The organism is Pseudomonas sp. SZ40 (genome assembly GCF_052958135.1).
Genome location: NZ_JBQWIF010000042.1, coordinates 1 through 15236, shown reverse-complemented (window position 1 = coordinate 15236; position 15236 = coordinate 1). Strand labels below are relative to the sequence as shown.

The window sequence follows — 15236 nt, the reverse complement described above, 5'->3', positions numbered from 1 at the left end:
ATGTATGAGTGACGAAGCGCTGCTGGAAAGCGAAGAACAACCCCATCTGTTGCTGGTCGATGACGACCCCACCTTCACCCGGGTGATGGCGCGTGCCATGAGCAGCCGCGGCCTGCGTGTATCGACCGCTGCATCCGCCGAAGAAGGCCTGGCGCTCGCCACCCAGGACTTGCCGGATTACGCCGTGCTCGACCTGAAGATGGAAGGCGACTCCGGTCTGGTGCTGCTGCCCAAGCTGCTGGAGCTGGATGCCGAAATGCGCGTGGTGATCCTCACCGGCTATTCGAGCATCGCCACCGCGGTGGAAGCCATCAAGCGCGGCGCCTGCAACTACCTGTGCAAGCCGGCGGATGCCGACGACGTGCTCGCTGCACTGCTGACCCAGCATGCCGACCTCGACACCCTGGTGCCGGAGAACCCCATGTCGGTGGACCGCCTGCAGTGGGAGCACATCCAGCGCGTGCTGGCCGAGCACGAAGGCAACATCTCGGCAACTGCCCGCGCCCTTGGCATGCATCGCCGTACCCTGCAGCGCAAACTGCAGAAGCGCCCGGTTCGCCGATAACGCGGCCTCGAGCCACGCGCTGCGAGTAAGAGACGTTCGCTGGCTGAGCAGTGTCCCGCTGACGTCCAGCCCTTGGGCTGAGCGACGGTGGTGCTCGGTCGGGGCAGCGTCCGAATGCCCTGACAACAACGGGCCGTTTCTTGCCTTTCAAAGCTTGAAGCTTGCCGCTGCCTTTACGACTATCATTAGCACGCTATCAACGTGCCTGGGTTTTCAGGCACGTTGCCGTGCCACCTTCCTGCTTCCTGGACGCCCATGCTCGCCGTGCTTCAGCAAACCTTAGGCATCACTGCCCCGGTCTTCTCCATGCTGTTTCTCGGCGTGCTGCTCAAGCGCCTGCGCTGGATCGACGATGCCTTCATCGATACCGCGTCCTCTCTGGTGTTCCGCGGCACCATGCCGACCCTGCTGTTTCTCAGCATCATCGGTGCGGACCTCAACGCGGCGCTGCAGCCTGCACTGATCGGCTACTTCGTGTTCGCCACCCTGGTCGCCTTCGTCGTCGCCTGGGGCTGGGCCATCTGGCGTTGCCCGATGGCCGATCGCGGTATCTACACCCAGGGCGCGTTCCGCGGTAACAACGGCATCGTCGGCCTGGCACTGGCCACCAGCATGTATGGCGACTATGGCCTGTCGGTGGGCGCGGTGCTCGGTGGCGTGGTGATCCTCTGCTACAACGTGCTGTCGGCCATCGTCCTGGCGATCTACAGCCCGAACATGAAGGCCGACCCCTGGACACTGTGCAAGAGCATCTTCACCAACCCGCTGATCATCGGCGTACTCGCGGCCATCCCGTTCGCCTACTGGCAGATCCCGCTGCCGCACTGGATGCTGGTGTCCGGCGAATACTTCGCACAGATGACCCTGCCGCTGGCGCTGATCTGCATCGGCGGCACGCTGTCGCTGACCTCGCTGCGTGAAAGCAGTGGCGTGGCGATCGGGTCGAGCATGATGAAGATGGTCTGGCTGCCGCTTTTGTCGACGCTGGGAGCCTGGGCATTCGGCTTCCGTGGCGCCGACCTGGCGATCCTTTTCCTGTACTTCGCCAGCCCCACGGCTGCCGCCAGCTTCGTTATGGCCCGGGCGGTCAACGGCAACTACCAACTGGCGGCCGCGATCATCGTCATCACCACCCTGGCGGCGGTGGTCACCACCAACGTCGGGCTGTTGCTGTTGCAGTGGGCAGGATGGATCTAGCGCATCGATAGCGCCCCCCGTGTAGCTACCGTCTTGCCCATTGCCTCGCAAGCGCTCATTCGGCATCAACAGGCATCCCCGATTTCAGGCCGTGGGGTGGGCAATAACTGACGCTCATCCTGCGGGGCTGGTTGTCGGGTGGGCTTCAGCCCACCAATGGCGTGTTCAAATGGAGCCTGCGAGTTGGCCGGGTGGCGTGGATCTCACCTGCGTGGTCCGCTTCGCCCACTCGTTCACGAGAGCGAGGGCGGATGACAAGAGCCTCATCCACCCGACGCGAGGCGCGTGCTGCAGGGGCGGATTCAGCGCACCACCTGTTCGCATCGCCAACCCACGACTACCCGTCATCGATTCCGCCACTGTGATCCAGTGCCGATTCGCACGCGCCACGATTGTTAGTTGCGGGGTAACTGGTTAGCATCCTTGGCTAGCGTGTAACTTCATGTGACGGCCGCCTTGTCGCTCATGAGGTCACGGTGTCGCCTACTATGAGCCTACGATGTGAAGTGCGGATGCCGGGCTGTAGAGCCTGAGCCAGCACAAGGAGTGCAGTGCAGTGGTTCGTCCATCTTCACGACGAGGGTCGTTTCGACTCGCCTGGGCCCAGGCCTGGGCAGTGCGTCGCGTGCTGCTCCTGTGCGTTGTCCTGACGCCTTCCATGACCCTGGCCGACCCCTCCGTATCCCTGCAAGGCCCCAGCGGTGGCTGGCGTTATCACGGTCTCAATGACGGTGCCGACGAAGCACGCGTGGCTTACCCCACGCCGCCCATCGACCGTGGCGCCCAGCGCGGGCGCAGTCTGATCGAGGGCACCCTGCACAATATCGGTCATCTGCGTGCGCCCCATCGGCTGGTGGTCAACGGCAACCCGCTGCCGCTGTACACCGACGAGCAGGGCAGCTTCGCCCGGCCCTATGCCTTTGGCGCGGGCTCCAACAGCGTCGAGCTGGTGGCAGGTGAGGGGCAGTCGCTCAAACGCATTCAATTCTATGAAGCCAACAACCTGCGCACCCCGGCGCGCATCCGCATGGTGCTGGGTTGGGACGATCCCAAGGCCGAGCTCGACCTGCACGTGGTTACCCCGGATGGCCAGCACGCCTTCTGGAGCCACCCGGTGCTGACCAACGGTGGCGGCCTGGACGTGGACAGCGTCGATGGCCCCGGCCCGGAAATGTTCACCATGACCGCGCCGCTGCAGGGCACCTATCTGATCTACGTGAACTATTGGGACAACCTGGGCAGCGGTGGTTACAACTTCGAGGCTGGTAGCAACCAGAACGAGATCATCACTGCGCAGATCAACCTGATCTTCAACGAGAACACCGTCAACGAAAAGCGCGAGACGTTCCTGGTGCCGCTGCGTGCCATTGGCGAGCTGCTTTTCGTGAAATCTTTCAATTATTGAACCCGATGCTCGGATGAACTGGGACTTTTTATGAACCGGATGATCACCGCCCACTTGCAGCGCGTCTCCACACTGGCGCTGGCTGTACTGCTTGCCGCCTGCGGTCAGGATTCCCGCGAGCTGGGTGAACGCAGTGCCCTGGGCCTGAATCTGCAGCACCCCGATGCGCTGATCGAGAGTGCCTCGCTCAGCCGTCTGCCCAAGGACCTGCTGGCGGTGCCGCTGCTGCGCGACACCCTCACCGAAGACTTCGTCTTCTACTACGAGCACAACGCCGACCGCCTCGGGCTGGTTGGCAGCCTGCGGCGGATCATCTACGAACGCGACCTGAAGCTGCGTGACAACCTGCTCGACGAGCTGCTCGACCAGCCCGCCGACGTCGCTCTGTGGAAGGGCGCCGATGGCAAGCTCAAGCACTTCCTGATGGTGATGCAGCGCGGCGGTCTGGCCAAGGTGCTGGAGCCGCTGGCCCATATCGCGCTGGACGATAGCCAACTGAAGCAGGTTGGCGAGCTGCGCGTCGATGGCAGCAGCGTGCCGCTGTATCGTCTCAACTACCTGGGCGACCGTGCGCTGCTGCTGGCCAGCCATGGCGACAAGCTGTTGGTGCTGTCTTCACCTGGCATGCTGCTTGGCGAGGACGACAAGCTCGGCCGCGAAGCCGTGGAGTCGGTGGAGTCCCTGCTCGACGGCGACAACCCGTTTCCCAAGCGCTTCGGCCTCAAGGCCCGTGAGCAGGAGCAGCAGCGCATTTCCCTGAGTGGCGAGTATGTCGCCCTCGGCTACCAGCGCTTCTTTCCGGCCTTCGCCGGTCTGCGTTTCGAAAAAGGCGAGGGCGGCTGGAGCAGCTTCCTGGCCCTGAACGAAGTCGATGACCAGCCGCGGCTGGATTTCACGCCGATCTGGAAAGCCATGCCGATGGGCGCCAGTGCCTGTGTGGCGGTCCCCGTGGCGCCAGGTAGCGCCGAGCGGTTGCTGACCCGTGTCGGTGCCAGCAAGGCGGTCAGCGAAGATCTCGAAACACGCCTGGGCAGCACCGCCGGTCTATGCTGGTACGCCGACTCGCGACTGCATTCGCCGTTGCTGGTCACCCACCTCGACGAGGCCGTCACACCCGAGCTCGATCAGGCCATCGGTGGTCTGTTCGACGGCATGGTCGGCGCGTTCGAACCCAATGCCGAGAACGGTCGCTTCCCGGTGGAAAGCCAGAGCACTGCCGACGGCCATACCTGGCGCCGCGAGGTGGGCTCGAATTTCGGCCAGTACCCGGCCGAGCAGAGTGCAATGCCCGATGCGCTGGTTTCCCAGGGGTTCTTCCGCGTGAGCCTGGCGCGTCAGGGGCAGACGTTGCTGTTCTCCCTGGATGACCGGTTGGTGGACAAGGCGCTCGATACGCTCGGCAAACGCTTCCCGCCGCTTGCCGAGGTGCTGCCCACCGATGGCCTGGTGCCCGGCTATCTGGCACCCGAGGGGCTGTCGCGCCTGCTCGAACAGGAAACCCTGGACAGCCTGCCAGCCAACTACGAGCCGGTATTCCGCAACGCCGCCGACACGCATCTGCTGCCCAAGCTGCGTGCCATGGGTGGTTATGGCCAGTTCGCGCTGACGCTGCCGAAAGACACCGAAGCCGATGACGATTGGAAATGGGTACCACTGGAATGGCGCTCTCTGTGAAAACCCACCCAGAGGCTGCTGCGCGTCGGCCCTGCTGCGTTAAAAACAGGCTCGGAATGCTCATTTACAAACTCGTAAACTCGAGTGCGAGCCCAGTCCGTTCCTCGCCTGTTTTTGCCTTGCATGGCTCTAGCTCGCGAGCCTCTGGGCGGGTTGCAGCTATCGCAATGTTCGCCATGTTCATGGCGTTGAGCCTTTGCGCGCGCGCCGAGCAAGCGCCCGGCCTGAACCCCGAGCAGTCGCAGATCTTCCGTGCCTGGTTCGTGCGGATCGCCCAGGAACAGCTGCGCCAGGGACCGAGCCCGCGCTGGCACCAGCAGGACTGTGTCGGCCTCGTTCGCTTCGCTGCCAACGAAGCGTTCAAGGTGCATGACGCCAAGTGGCTGCACGCCAATGGCCTGTCCAATCGCTACCTGCCGCCGGAGTTGGAGCTGGACGATGCTCAGCGCCGTCTGGCGCAGAACTGGCAGCAGGGCGGCGGCAAGCAGGGCCCCTACGTCAATGCGATCAAGATGATCCAGTTCAACAGCCAGTTGGTCGGCCGCGATCTGAACCAGGCCCGTCCCGGCGACCTGATGTTCTTCGATCAGGGCGACGACCAGCACCTGATGATCTGGATGGGCCGCGACATCGTTTACCACACCGGCACCACCACTCCCACGGATAACGGCATGCGTGCCGTCAGCCTGCAACAACTCATGACATGGAAGGACACCCGATGGATACCCGACGACGCCAACCCCAACTTTATCGGCATCTATCGGCTGAATTTCCTCGCGCGATGAACCGCCTGCTGGCTGTCGCGCTGCTGGCCCTGCTGCCTCTGGCTGCTCAGGCGGAGGACGAGGTGCCGGCGAGCAACTACACGCCGCTGTCCGGCGAGTCGTTCTTCCTGCTCGCCGACTCGAGCTTCGCCGCCGACGAAGTGGCCACGGTACGCCTCGAGGCGCCAGGCCGTGATTACCGCCGCTATCGCATGGAAGGCTACGGCGGGGTGGACATGCGCCTGTACCGCATCGAGCAGCCGCTGGAGTTTCTCAAGCGCCAGAAGAATCTGCACCGCGTGGTTGCCGAGGGCCAGTTCAAGGGGGAGGGGCTGTCCAATACCCTGTCCTACCTGTGGGACAACTGGTACCGCAAATCCCGTCGGGTGATGCAGCGTGCCTTCTCCTACGAGTCGCGCAAGCAGGTCACCGAGGAAGCGCCGGAGCTGAAGATGGGCAGCGCCATCGCCGCGCCCACCGAGTACACCCCGCAGGTGCAGTTCGCGCCGATGAAGGGGCTGCCGCTGGTGGCCGAGTTCCGCTATCCGTTGTGGGAAGCCAAGCCCATCGAGCCGCCAGCGGGCGTCGACCTGTCCGGCTCGTCGAGCAACTTCGTCAGTGTCGCACCGGGTAACGTCTACGTGCCGCTGGGCAAGCTGGAGCCGGGCCTGTACCTGGCCGAGGCGATCATCGGCAAGTACCGCGCCACTACCGTGGTGTTCGTTTCCAACACCGTGGCGGTGAGCAAGATCGCCGGTGGTGAACTGCTGGTGTGGACGGCCGACAAGCATCAGGGCACGCCAGTGGCGGATGCCAAGCTGCTGTGGAGCGATGGCCTGGGTGTGATGACCAGTGGCAAGACCGACGCACAAGGCTTGCTGCGCCTCGGCCATGCCAGCCCGGAGCGCTCCTACGTGATCGGCGAGGACGCCCAGGGCGGTGTGTTCGTGTCCGAAAACTTCTACTACGACAGCGAAATCTACGACACCAAGCTCTACGCCTTCACTGATCGCCCGCTGTACCGCCCCGGCGACTGGGTAGAGGTGAAGATCGTCGGCCGTGAGTTCAAGAACTCCAGTGATTCGGTGGCGGCCGGTACCGCGCCGATCAGTCTCAGCGTGCTGGACGCCAACGGCACCGTGCTGCAGACCCAGACGCTGGATTTCGACGGCGCCCGTGGCGGCCAGGGCCGCTTCCAGCTGCCGGACAACGCCGTGGCCGGCGGTTACGAGCTGCGCTTCGCCTACCGTGATCAGCTGTACAGCAGCGCCTTCCGGGTGGCCGAGTACATCAAACCGCACTTCGAAGTGTCGCTGGATCTGGACAAGCCGGACTTGCGCACCGGTGAGCCGGTCAAGGGCGCCCTGGTGCTTCTCTACCCCGATGGCAAGCCGGTGGTGGACGCCAAGGTGCAGTTGAGCCTGCGTGCCCAGCAACTGTCGATGGTCGATAACGAGCTGCAGTACCTCGGCCAGTTCCCGGTCGAGCTGACCAGCAGCGAAGTGAGCACCGATAGCCAGGGCCGCGCCGTGCTCGACCTGCCGGCCGCCGACAAGCCCAGCCGCTACCTGCTCAGTGTGTTCGCCAGCGATGGTGCCGCCTACCGGGTCAAGACCAGCAAGGAAATCCTCATCGAACGCGGTGCCGCGCGCTACCGCCTGAGTGCGCCACAGCGCTTCAGCTCGGCCGGTCAGGCCGTCAGTTTCAGCTACCGCAGCGAGGGTGACAGCGAGCGGCGCCCGGCCCGTTACGACTGGGTGCGCCTGGAGGATCAGAGCACCGGCAACGGCGAGCTGGCGGCGGATGCCAAGGGCTTCGAGCTGAACTTCGAACGCCCCGGTACCTACAGCGTCACCCTCAAGGACAGCAGCGGCCTGATTCTCGGCGCCACCGGCCATTCGGTCAGTGGCGAGGGCGTCAAATCCGTCGCCGGCACCATCGAGATCGTGCTCGACAAGGCCGAGTACCAGGCCGGTGAAGAAGCCCTGGCGCTGATCACGTTCCCGGAGCCGGTCAGCGATGCGCTGCTGACCCTGGAACGTGACAAGGTCGAGGCCACTGCGCTGCTCTCCAAGGGCGGCGACTGGCTCAAGCTCGAGCGCCTGTCCGACACCCAGTACCGCGCGCGTATTCCGGTCGGCAAGACCTTCTCGCCGAACATCACCTTCTCGGCGCTGTACACCCGCGGTGGTGACTACAGCTTCCAGAACGCGGGCATCAAGGTCGCTACGCCGCAGATCGACATCGCCATCAAGGCCGACAGGGAAGTGGTGGAGCCGGGCGACCTGGTCACCGTCGAGCTGAGCACCCTGTTCGAAGGCAAGCCGGTACCGACGCGTCTGACGGTCAGCGTGGTGGACGAGATGATCTACGCCTTGCAGCCGGAAATCGCCCCGGGCATCGATCAGTTCTTCTATCACCCACGGCGCAACAACGTGCGCACCAGTGCCAGCCTGTCGTTCATCAGCTATGACCTGGCCCTGCCGGGTACGCCAAGTGCACCGGGCCGCGCCAACCGCAGCGAGCGGGGCGTCAAGGTACTGGAGCGGCCACGCCGTGAAGAGGTCGACACCGCTTCCTGGCAGCCGGATCTGGTCACCGATGCGGACGGCAAGGCACGTTTCAGCTTCCGCATGCCCGACTCGCTGACCCGCTGGCGCATCACCGCCCGTGCGGTGAGCGCGGACGGGCAGGTTGGTCAGAAACGTCAGTTCGTGCGCTCGGAGAAGCCGCTGTACCTTAAGTGGAGCGGCCCGAGCCGCTTCCGGGTCGGCGACAAGCCGGCACTTGGGCTGTTCGCCTTCAATCAGGGCGAAGAGGGCAGTAAAGCGGAACTGCTGATCCGTCATGGTGAGCAGCAACAGCGCCGTGAAGTGGTATTGGCCAAGGGCATCAACTATCTGCCCGTCGAGGACTCGGTGATCGCCGCGGGTGATTTCAGTGCCGAGCTGCGCCAGGGCGACAAGGTGGCCGATGCGCTGGCCGTGAATCTGCGCACTGTCGCTGCGGGCTGGCAGCAGGTGCGCAGCACGCGCCTGTCAGCTTTCCCGGGCAGCACGGCGTTGCAACTGCCCGCCGATGCCAGTCAGGTACAGGTGCGCCTGGATGACAGCGGCGCCGGCCTGTTCGGTGCGGCGCTGGACGATCTGCTCGCCTACCCCTATGGCGGTGTCGAGCAGACAGCAAGCCGTCTGCTGCCGCTGAGCCTGGCTTACCCGACCCTGGCGGCAGGCGAGCCGCGGATCAAGGATCGCCTGCGTCTGGTCATGCAGAACAGCCGCCTGCGCCTGGTGCAGATGGCCGGGCCGGAAGCGACCTTCACCTGGTGGGGCGGCGATGCCGATGGCGACGCCTTCCTCACCGCCTACGCTTATTTCGCCGACTGGCACGCCAGCCGTGCGTTGGCGATCCCGTTGCCGCCCGAGCACTGGCAGCGTCTGCTGGAGCTGTATGCCAAACGCGCTCAGGACACGCCATTGCTGCAGCGCGCGCTGATCATCGCGTTCTCCCGAGACATGGGCTTGCCGGTGAAAACCCTGCTCGAAGGGCTGGTCTATGACCTGGCCGCAGCGGGCGAGGGCGAGGAAGCGGTGCTCGGCGAGGGTGACAGCCTGGTGATGGCGGCACCGGATTCCGCGCTCGGTCTGGCGATTGCCCGCGAGCTGGGCGTCAAGCTGGCGCAGCGCGCTGGCGTGCCGGTATCGGATGAGCTGCTCGCGCAGATGGAGGCTGTTCGTGGGCGTCTCGCCGAGAGCCAGTCACCCTTCGTCGATGCCGTCGGTCTGTATCTGGATGGCCCGGATCGCCAGCGGGCCCAGCGCCTGCTCGGCGAGCTGGCGCCTGCCCAGGCAGGCCTGGAGCGCGCTTTGGCGCTGACCTGGCTGCAGCCGTCGCTGGACCTGCGTAGCACGCAGCCTGCGTTGGTGCTGGAAGGCGACTGGCGGGCCGTGGAGGGGGCGACTGGCGAAACCTACTGGCAATGGAACGGCGCTCAGCCGCCCCAGGCTTTGCTGTTGGCCGGTGACCTGGATCAGCCAAGCGATGTGCGCCTCGACTACCAGAGCGCCCAGGCGGCGCCAAGCAATGTGCCGGTGACCTTGAAACGGCGGCTGCTGCGCCTGGTGCCGAGCGACAAGGCGTTCGAGTTCCGCGCCGAGGAAGTCGGCAAGGACGAGATCTCCAGTGCCGACCTGTACCTGGACGAAGTGACCCTGAGCAGCGAATCCGAGCAGACCCTGCGCTACGGCATGCTGGAAGTACCGCTGCCACCGGGCGCCGATGTGGAACGTACCACCTGGGGCATTCAGGTAAGCGGCCTGGGTGGCGATGAAGCCTCGGCGCTGGAGAAGGCGCGCAACGAGCCGGGCGAGCTGAGCTACGCCGTACCGGTGGACAGCCTGCAGGGCGAACTGGTGTTGCGCCATCTGGTGCGTTTCTCGCAGAAGGGTGAGTTCGTACTGCCGCCGGCCCGCTACGTGCGCCTCTACGCTCCAGGCCAGCAAGCACTGGAGGCTGAACCCGCGCTGCAGAAGGTAACCGTTGAGTAAGTGCGGCTTGCTCGCTTCGCTGGCCTTGCTATCCGCTTTCTCAGGGCCGGCAATGGCAGCCGAAGCGCCGCTGTCGCTGGCCTGGAAACGGGCCGATGGCAGCGAGCTGCTGCGCTTGGACGAGCAGCGGCTGCTCAGCCGCGAACCCTTATCCGCGAACCTGCAGGCGCCGCTGGGCAGCCTGTGGAAGCTGTTCGTCTATGCCTATCTGGTCGACACGAGGCAGCCGGATAACGGCTATCAGTGCCGTGGGCAGGACAAGGAAGAGGTCTATTGCTGCAACCCGGGCGGGCGCATCGACCGGGATCAGGCGCTGGTCAAATCCTGCGGCTTGTATTTCGAGCAGCAGAATCTGCAACTGGCCGAAGATGACTGGTCGCGTTACTGGCAGGCTCGAAAGGCGCCGAGCTGGATCAGCGAGCGCCAGCGCCTGGCAGCGGATACCCGCGTTTCGGTTCAGCAATTGCTGACGCAACTCGGGCAATTGCCGGCCCAGGCCGATGCCCGCAAGGTGCTGCTGGACGTGGTGCTGGGCGGCGACGGCTCGACCATCAGCGCCCTGGGCAGCCGGCTGCGGGTAAAAACCTGGAGCTGGCTGGCCGATGGTGATCCCCAGGCTCGTCAGGGCGGTTTCGCCGGTTGGCTGGCCGATGGCACGCCGGTCTGGAGCGGCGGCTCGGGCACCAGCAGCATGGTGCTCAAGCGGCATGCCGAGGCGCTTGGCCAGGTACTGCCTGCGGGGTGGCCGCGTGAGGCCGGCAGCTGCGTCGAGGTACGCCTGTTCGCCCGCTATCCTCTGCGCCAGATACGCCGTGAGGGTAATGACGCGGCCGTTGAGCCGGGTGTGCTGAATGGTCGTTACGAGGTCGAGTTCGCCAACGGCAATCGCCTGCCCATCGAAAGTCAAGGTGAGCTGTTTCTCGAACGTTCCGACGAGGGACTGCAACTGACCGCGCACCTGGATCGCGAAGATTATGTCGCCCGTGTGCTGGATCGCGAAGCCTCGGCGCAGCCCGCTGAAGCCGCCAAGGCTCTGGCCATCGCTGCCCGTACCTACCTGCTGCAGAGTGCCGGGCGGCGCGGCGAATGTCTGCGTATCGACGACAGCAGCGCCAGTCAGCGGGTGGCGCCGCGCCCGGCCAGTCAGGGCGCACGGGATATCGCCGCGTGGACGGCCGACCTGGTGCTGGCCGGCACCCCTGTTACCTATCACACGACCCAATCCGGCCCTGATCGCCTGGCCTGGACGCAGGCCGTCGAGCAGGCTGGCAGCGGCCTGCGTTATGACGCCATCCTGGCCCGCGCCTTTCCTCGCGCCACGCTGAGCCGCTGGGACAAACCGGTAGCGGCTTGCCAACCGCTTGCCGCCGCCGAACAGTGGCTGCGCAAGCAGCGCCGCGACTGGCGCCCGCGCCTGGATCGCGAACCGGGCTACGAGGAAATCCAGCAGTTCACCGTGTGCCAGCTGGCGTCTGGCCGGCCCTATGTGGATCGCGAGCGGCAACGGATCTTCGTGCGCGGCTTCTTCTCGTTGCAAGACCGCCTCGACCTGACCCACGAGTACCTGCACCTGGCATTCATCGCTCACCCCAATGGACAGGACGAGGCCTATGTCGAAGGCCTCGCCCGCACCCTGTTACTGGAATGACATCATGGCTCTGATCAATCCCCGTTTCGTTCTCTGCCTGACCTTGCTGCCGCTCTGCGCGCTGGCCGAAGTGAGCCTCGATACACCGCGCAGTGGCTGGCGCGAAGGAGGGGCAGACGGCGCCCAGTTCATGCAGCAGGTCAACTACCCGGCATCAAGCGTCAACAGCGCCGCCAATCAGGCCGATACCGCCCGCATCAAGGGCGCGATCAGCAAGTCGGAGAAAGATGGCAAGGCACCCGGTCGCCTGGTGGTCAACGGTGTCAGCATGCCGCTGAAGATCGCCGAAGACGGCAGCTTCGATCGCCCCTTCGTATTCTCGGAGGGCAGCAACAACGTCGAGGTGCGCAGCCCCGATGGCGGGCAGCGTCGCCGCGTGCAGTTCTACAACAACGGCAGCGGCGAAACCCCGGCGCGCTTGCGGGTGGTGCTGTCCTGGGACAGCGACAACACCGACCTCGACCTGCATCTGGTGACACCCGATGGTGGCCACGTCTGGTACGGCGACCGTTCCCTGGCCAACGGTGCAGCCCTGGATGTGGACGTGACCACCGGCTACGGCCCGGAGATGATCGCCACGCCAACGCCGCTCAAGGGCCAGTACCTGGTGTACGTGAATTACTACGGCGGCGGTTACAGCTACGACGACGGCGAGAGCACTGCCCAGCAGATTCTCACCACCGGGCAGATCACCGTGATCAGCGAAGAGGGCACGGTCAACGAAAAACAGCAGAGTTTCCTCGTACCGATGCGTACACCGGGCGAGCTGACGCTGGTGAAAAGCTTCAGCTATCCATAGCCGCCCGTCTGCCCGTGTTCTCTCTCGATAGCCTCCTGGAGGAGCCCGCTTGCAGCCAGCAAGCGAATGGCGGGCGTCAGCATGGCTGGCAGGATCACCTGTCAACGCTGGCATTTAATATCAAAAAAAGCTTATCCATTCTTCATTATTATTCGTTTGATGAAGCCTTCTTCGTTCGTCACACTCCGTTGCATTGTCCGAATCGGTTTCTCTGCTGAAGCGGACAAGGTTGCAAACAGACGATTCCATCATCCAGGGACGGATACTCCTGCCAGCCGCCTATGGCGGTACACAGCGGGCCTTTCACGTGAGAGGCTCGATCTTTTCGACGATACCCGATGAAATCCTCAGCGCATTTTCCCCAGTGGCTGTCTGCCTTACTGCCGGATTCCCTGCACACCCGACCTCGTGAATGGAGCCGCGCCGCGCTTGGTGCCGCGACGGGTTTCCTGTTCAGTACCTGGGTGTGCAGCCATCTGTTCGGCCTGCACATGACGGTGCATTTTTCCGGGCCACTGGCGGCCTCGGCCGTGCTGTTGTTCGCAGTCTCTTCCGGCGCGCTGGCGCAGCCCTGGTCGATCCTCGGCAGCTACCTGTGTGCCTGCGTGGTCGCACTGACGATCACCCACTTCATCGATCACAGCCTGGTCGGTGCCGCGCTGGCCTTGGGCCTGAGTCTGCTGCTGATGTGTCCGCTGCGCTGCCTGCATCCGCCGGCGGGTGCCATCGCCTTCTGCATGGTGTTCGCCACGCCTGCGCCCGGTGAGCCGTTCTGGCAGCCGGCGCTGGTGGCGATGACCGCCGGCCTCGGTCTGCTGGCCTGCGCGCTGCTCTACAACAACCTGACACGCATGCCTTACCCTCGCCCGTACCCGGGAGCGTCCACGCTGCACCGCACCCGCGACCCGCTGCCCAGCGAACGTACCGGCATCAAGGCGGACGATCTGGATCATGCCCTGGACGAGCTTGGCGCCTTCGTCGATGTCACCCGTGAAGACCTCGAGCTGATCGTGCGCAGCACCGAGAAGCATGCCCTGCGCCGCAGCATGGGGGATATTCGGGCCGGGCAGATGATGTCCCGCGACCTGGTTCATGCCGCCCCCGCAACCCCCGTCGCCAAGGGCCTTTACCTGCTTACCCACCACCAGCTCAAGGCCTTGCCGATTCTCGACCGTGACAAGCGACTGGTGGGCATCGTCAGCCTGGTTGATCTGGTCAGCGCTCTGCGTTCCAGGCGCTTCAATCTGCGCGCGATGCTCGGTCTGCAAAAGAAGCAGGTACTGGGCGAGCTGATGACATCGCCCGTGCAGTCGGTGGATGTCGATGTCCATGTCGTCGACCTGATTGCATTGCTCTCCGACGAAGGCCTGCATTGCCTGCCGGTACTGGACGACGGGGCTCTGGTCGGGATGATCACCCAGACCGATCTGGTCGCGGCACTGCACCGCGATCTGCTCAGGCATCTGAATTGATGCATCGAATGATTCGACCTGCCCCCTTACACTGCACATCGGATCAGGCTTGAGGAGTCGTCGGCGCCAATCGCGCTGGCTCAGCGAAGATGGATATCGACCTTACCCGCACCTTTCTGGAAATCGTCCGCAGCGGCAGCTTCATCGCCGCTGCCGAGCGCATGCACGTCACCCAGACGGCGATCACCGCGCGGATCCAGAAGCTCGAAAGCCACCTTGGCAGCACGCTGTTCGTGCGCAACCGGGCGGGCGCGCGACTGACTGCCGACGGCGAGGCGTTCGTCACCTATGCCAACCAGATTCAACAGACCTGGGAAGCGGCGCAGCGTGACCTGCCGCTGCCGGATGGTTATCACAACGTCATCCACATCGGCGGCGAGGTCAGCCTGTGCAACCCGCTGATGCTGCGCTGGGTGAGCGCGATTCGCGAGAACATCGATGGTTATGCGGTGCGTGCGCAGATCGCCGAAGGAGCGAGTCTGTTACGGCAGGTAGAGCTGGGCGTGCTGGATGCGGCATTGGTCTACCAGCCCACGTACTGGGCCGGTATGCAGGTCGAGCAGGTGCTCGAGGAGAAGCTGATCCTGGTGAAGGCGGCGAACCCCGAGCCCTACGTCTACATCGACTGGGGCGACAGCTTCCGCGCGCAGCACGACCGTGCCTTGCCGGACAAGGCACGTGCGCCGGTGACCTTCAATCTCGGCCCGTTGGCGTTGCAGTACATTCTGGAGCACGGTGGGTCCGGCTACTTCCGTACCCGGGTGGTGCAGAGCTATCTGGACAGCAAGGTGCTCGAGCGGGTTAGCAAGGCGCCGGAGTTCAGCTACCCGACCTATCTGGTCTACGCCCGCGAGCGCGACTCGGCGGCTTTGCAGCAGAGCTTCACCCTGCTGCGCGAGATCGCCGCCCAGGATACCGACTGGTCACAGCGCTGGGACCCGTCGGTCTGAGCGAATCTCCCACATCTGTACAAGCCGCGACCTCGCGGCGAATGGTGGTAGCGCTGCGGTCTTGCGGAGTGGCCGCAATCGTTTTCGCGCCGGGGGCGACGCTCCTACGGTCGGCGAAAATGCTGCATTAGCGTAGGAGCCGCGACCCCGCGGCGAATGGTGGTAGCGCTGGAGTGTTGCGGAGTGGCCGCAATCGTTTTCGCGCCGTGGTCGAC

General features: G+C 64.5%; 10 protein-coding genes. All 10 read left to right on the top strand.

Annotation, left to right across the window (positions count from 1 at the left end):
• Window positions 1-4: 4 nt before the first annotated feature.
• The 10 genes from ACT9T4_RS23055 to ACT9T4_RS23010 all read left to right on the top strand — a co-directional run bounded on the left by ACT9T4_RS23055 (window position 5) and on the right by ACT9T4_RS23010 (window position 15021).
• On the top strand, window positions 5-565 hold the full coding sequence (locus ACT9T4_RS23055; protein WP_042554777.1) for a response regulator transcription factor: 561 nt from the start codon (window positions 5-7) through the stop codon (window positions 563-565).
• A gap of 255 nt (window positions 566-820) precedes the next feature.
• Window positions 821-1762, top strand: coding sequence for an AEC family transporter (locus tag ACT9T4_RS23050; RefSeq protein ID WP_042554778.1), 942 nt, complete (start codon window positions 821-823; stop codon window positions 1760-1762).
• A 658-nt stretch (window positions 1763-2420) separates the two neighbouring features.
• Window positions 2421-3167: a YfaP family protein gene (locus ACT9T4_RS23045; RefSeq protein ID WP_499119126.1), complete on the top strand. Its 747-nt coding sequence runs from the start codon at window positions 2421-2423 to the stop codon at window positions 3165-3167.
• A 30-nt stretch (window positions 3168-3197) separates the two neighbouring features.
• Window positions 3198-4841, top strand: a complete 1644-nt coding sequence (locus ACT9T4_RS23040) for a DUF2138 domain-containing protein (RefSeq protein ID WP_499119124.1) — start codon at window positions 3198-3200, stop codon at window positions 4839-4841.
• Between the two features lie 167 nt (window positions 4842-5008).
• Window positions 5009-5626: a DUF1175 domain-containing protein gene (locus tag ACT9T4_RS23035; protein ID WP_499119122.1), complete on the top strand. Its 618-nt coding sequence runs from the start codon at window positions 5009-5011 to the stop codon at window positions 5624-5626.
• A complete protein-coding gene (locus ACT9T4_RS23030) occupies window positions 5623-10152 on the top strand; it encodes an alpha-2-macroglobulin family protein (RefSeq protein WP_499119120.1) in 4530 nt (1509 codons plus the stop codon). Before ACT9T4_RS23035 ends, ACT9T4_RS23030 begins: the two co-directional genes overlap by 4 nt.
• A 52-nt stretch (window positions 10153-10204) precedes the next feature.
• Window positions 10205-11800, top strand: a complete 1596-nt coding sequence (locus ACT9T4_RS23025) for a DUF2300 domain-containing protein (protein WP_499119118.1) — start codon at window positions 10205-10207, stop codon at window positions 11798-11800.
• 4 nt (window positions 11801-11804) lie between these two features.
• A complete protein-coding gene (locus tag ACT9T4_RS23020) occupies window positions 11805-12599 on the top strand; it encodes a YfaP family protein (RefSeq protein ID WP_499119116.1) in 795 nt (264 codons plus the stop codon).
• A gap of 338 nt (window positions 12600-12937) precedes the next feature.
• The gene (locus tag ACT9T4_RS23015; protein ID WP_499119114.1) at window positions 12938-14071 is read left to right on the top strand and encodes an HPP family protein; all 1134 of its coding nucleotides are present in this window, start codon (window positions 12938-12940) and stop codon (window positions 14069-14071) included.
• A gap of 89 nt (window positions 14072-14160) precedes the next feature.
• The gene (locus ACT9T4_RS23010) at window positions 14161-15021 is read left to right on the top strand and encodes a LysR family transcriptional regulator (protein ID WP_499119112.1); all 861 of its coding nucleotides are present in this window, start codon (window positions 14161-14163) and stop codon (window positions 15019-15021) included.
• Window positions 15022-15236 lie beyond the last annotated feature (215 nt).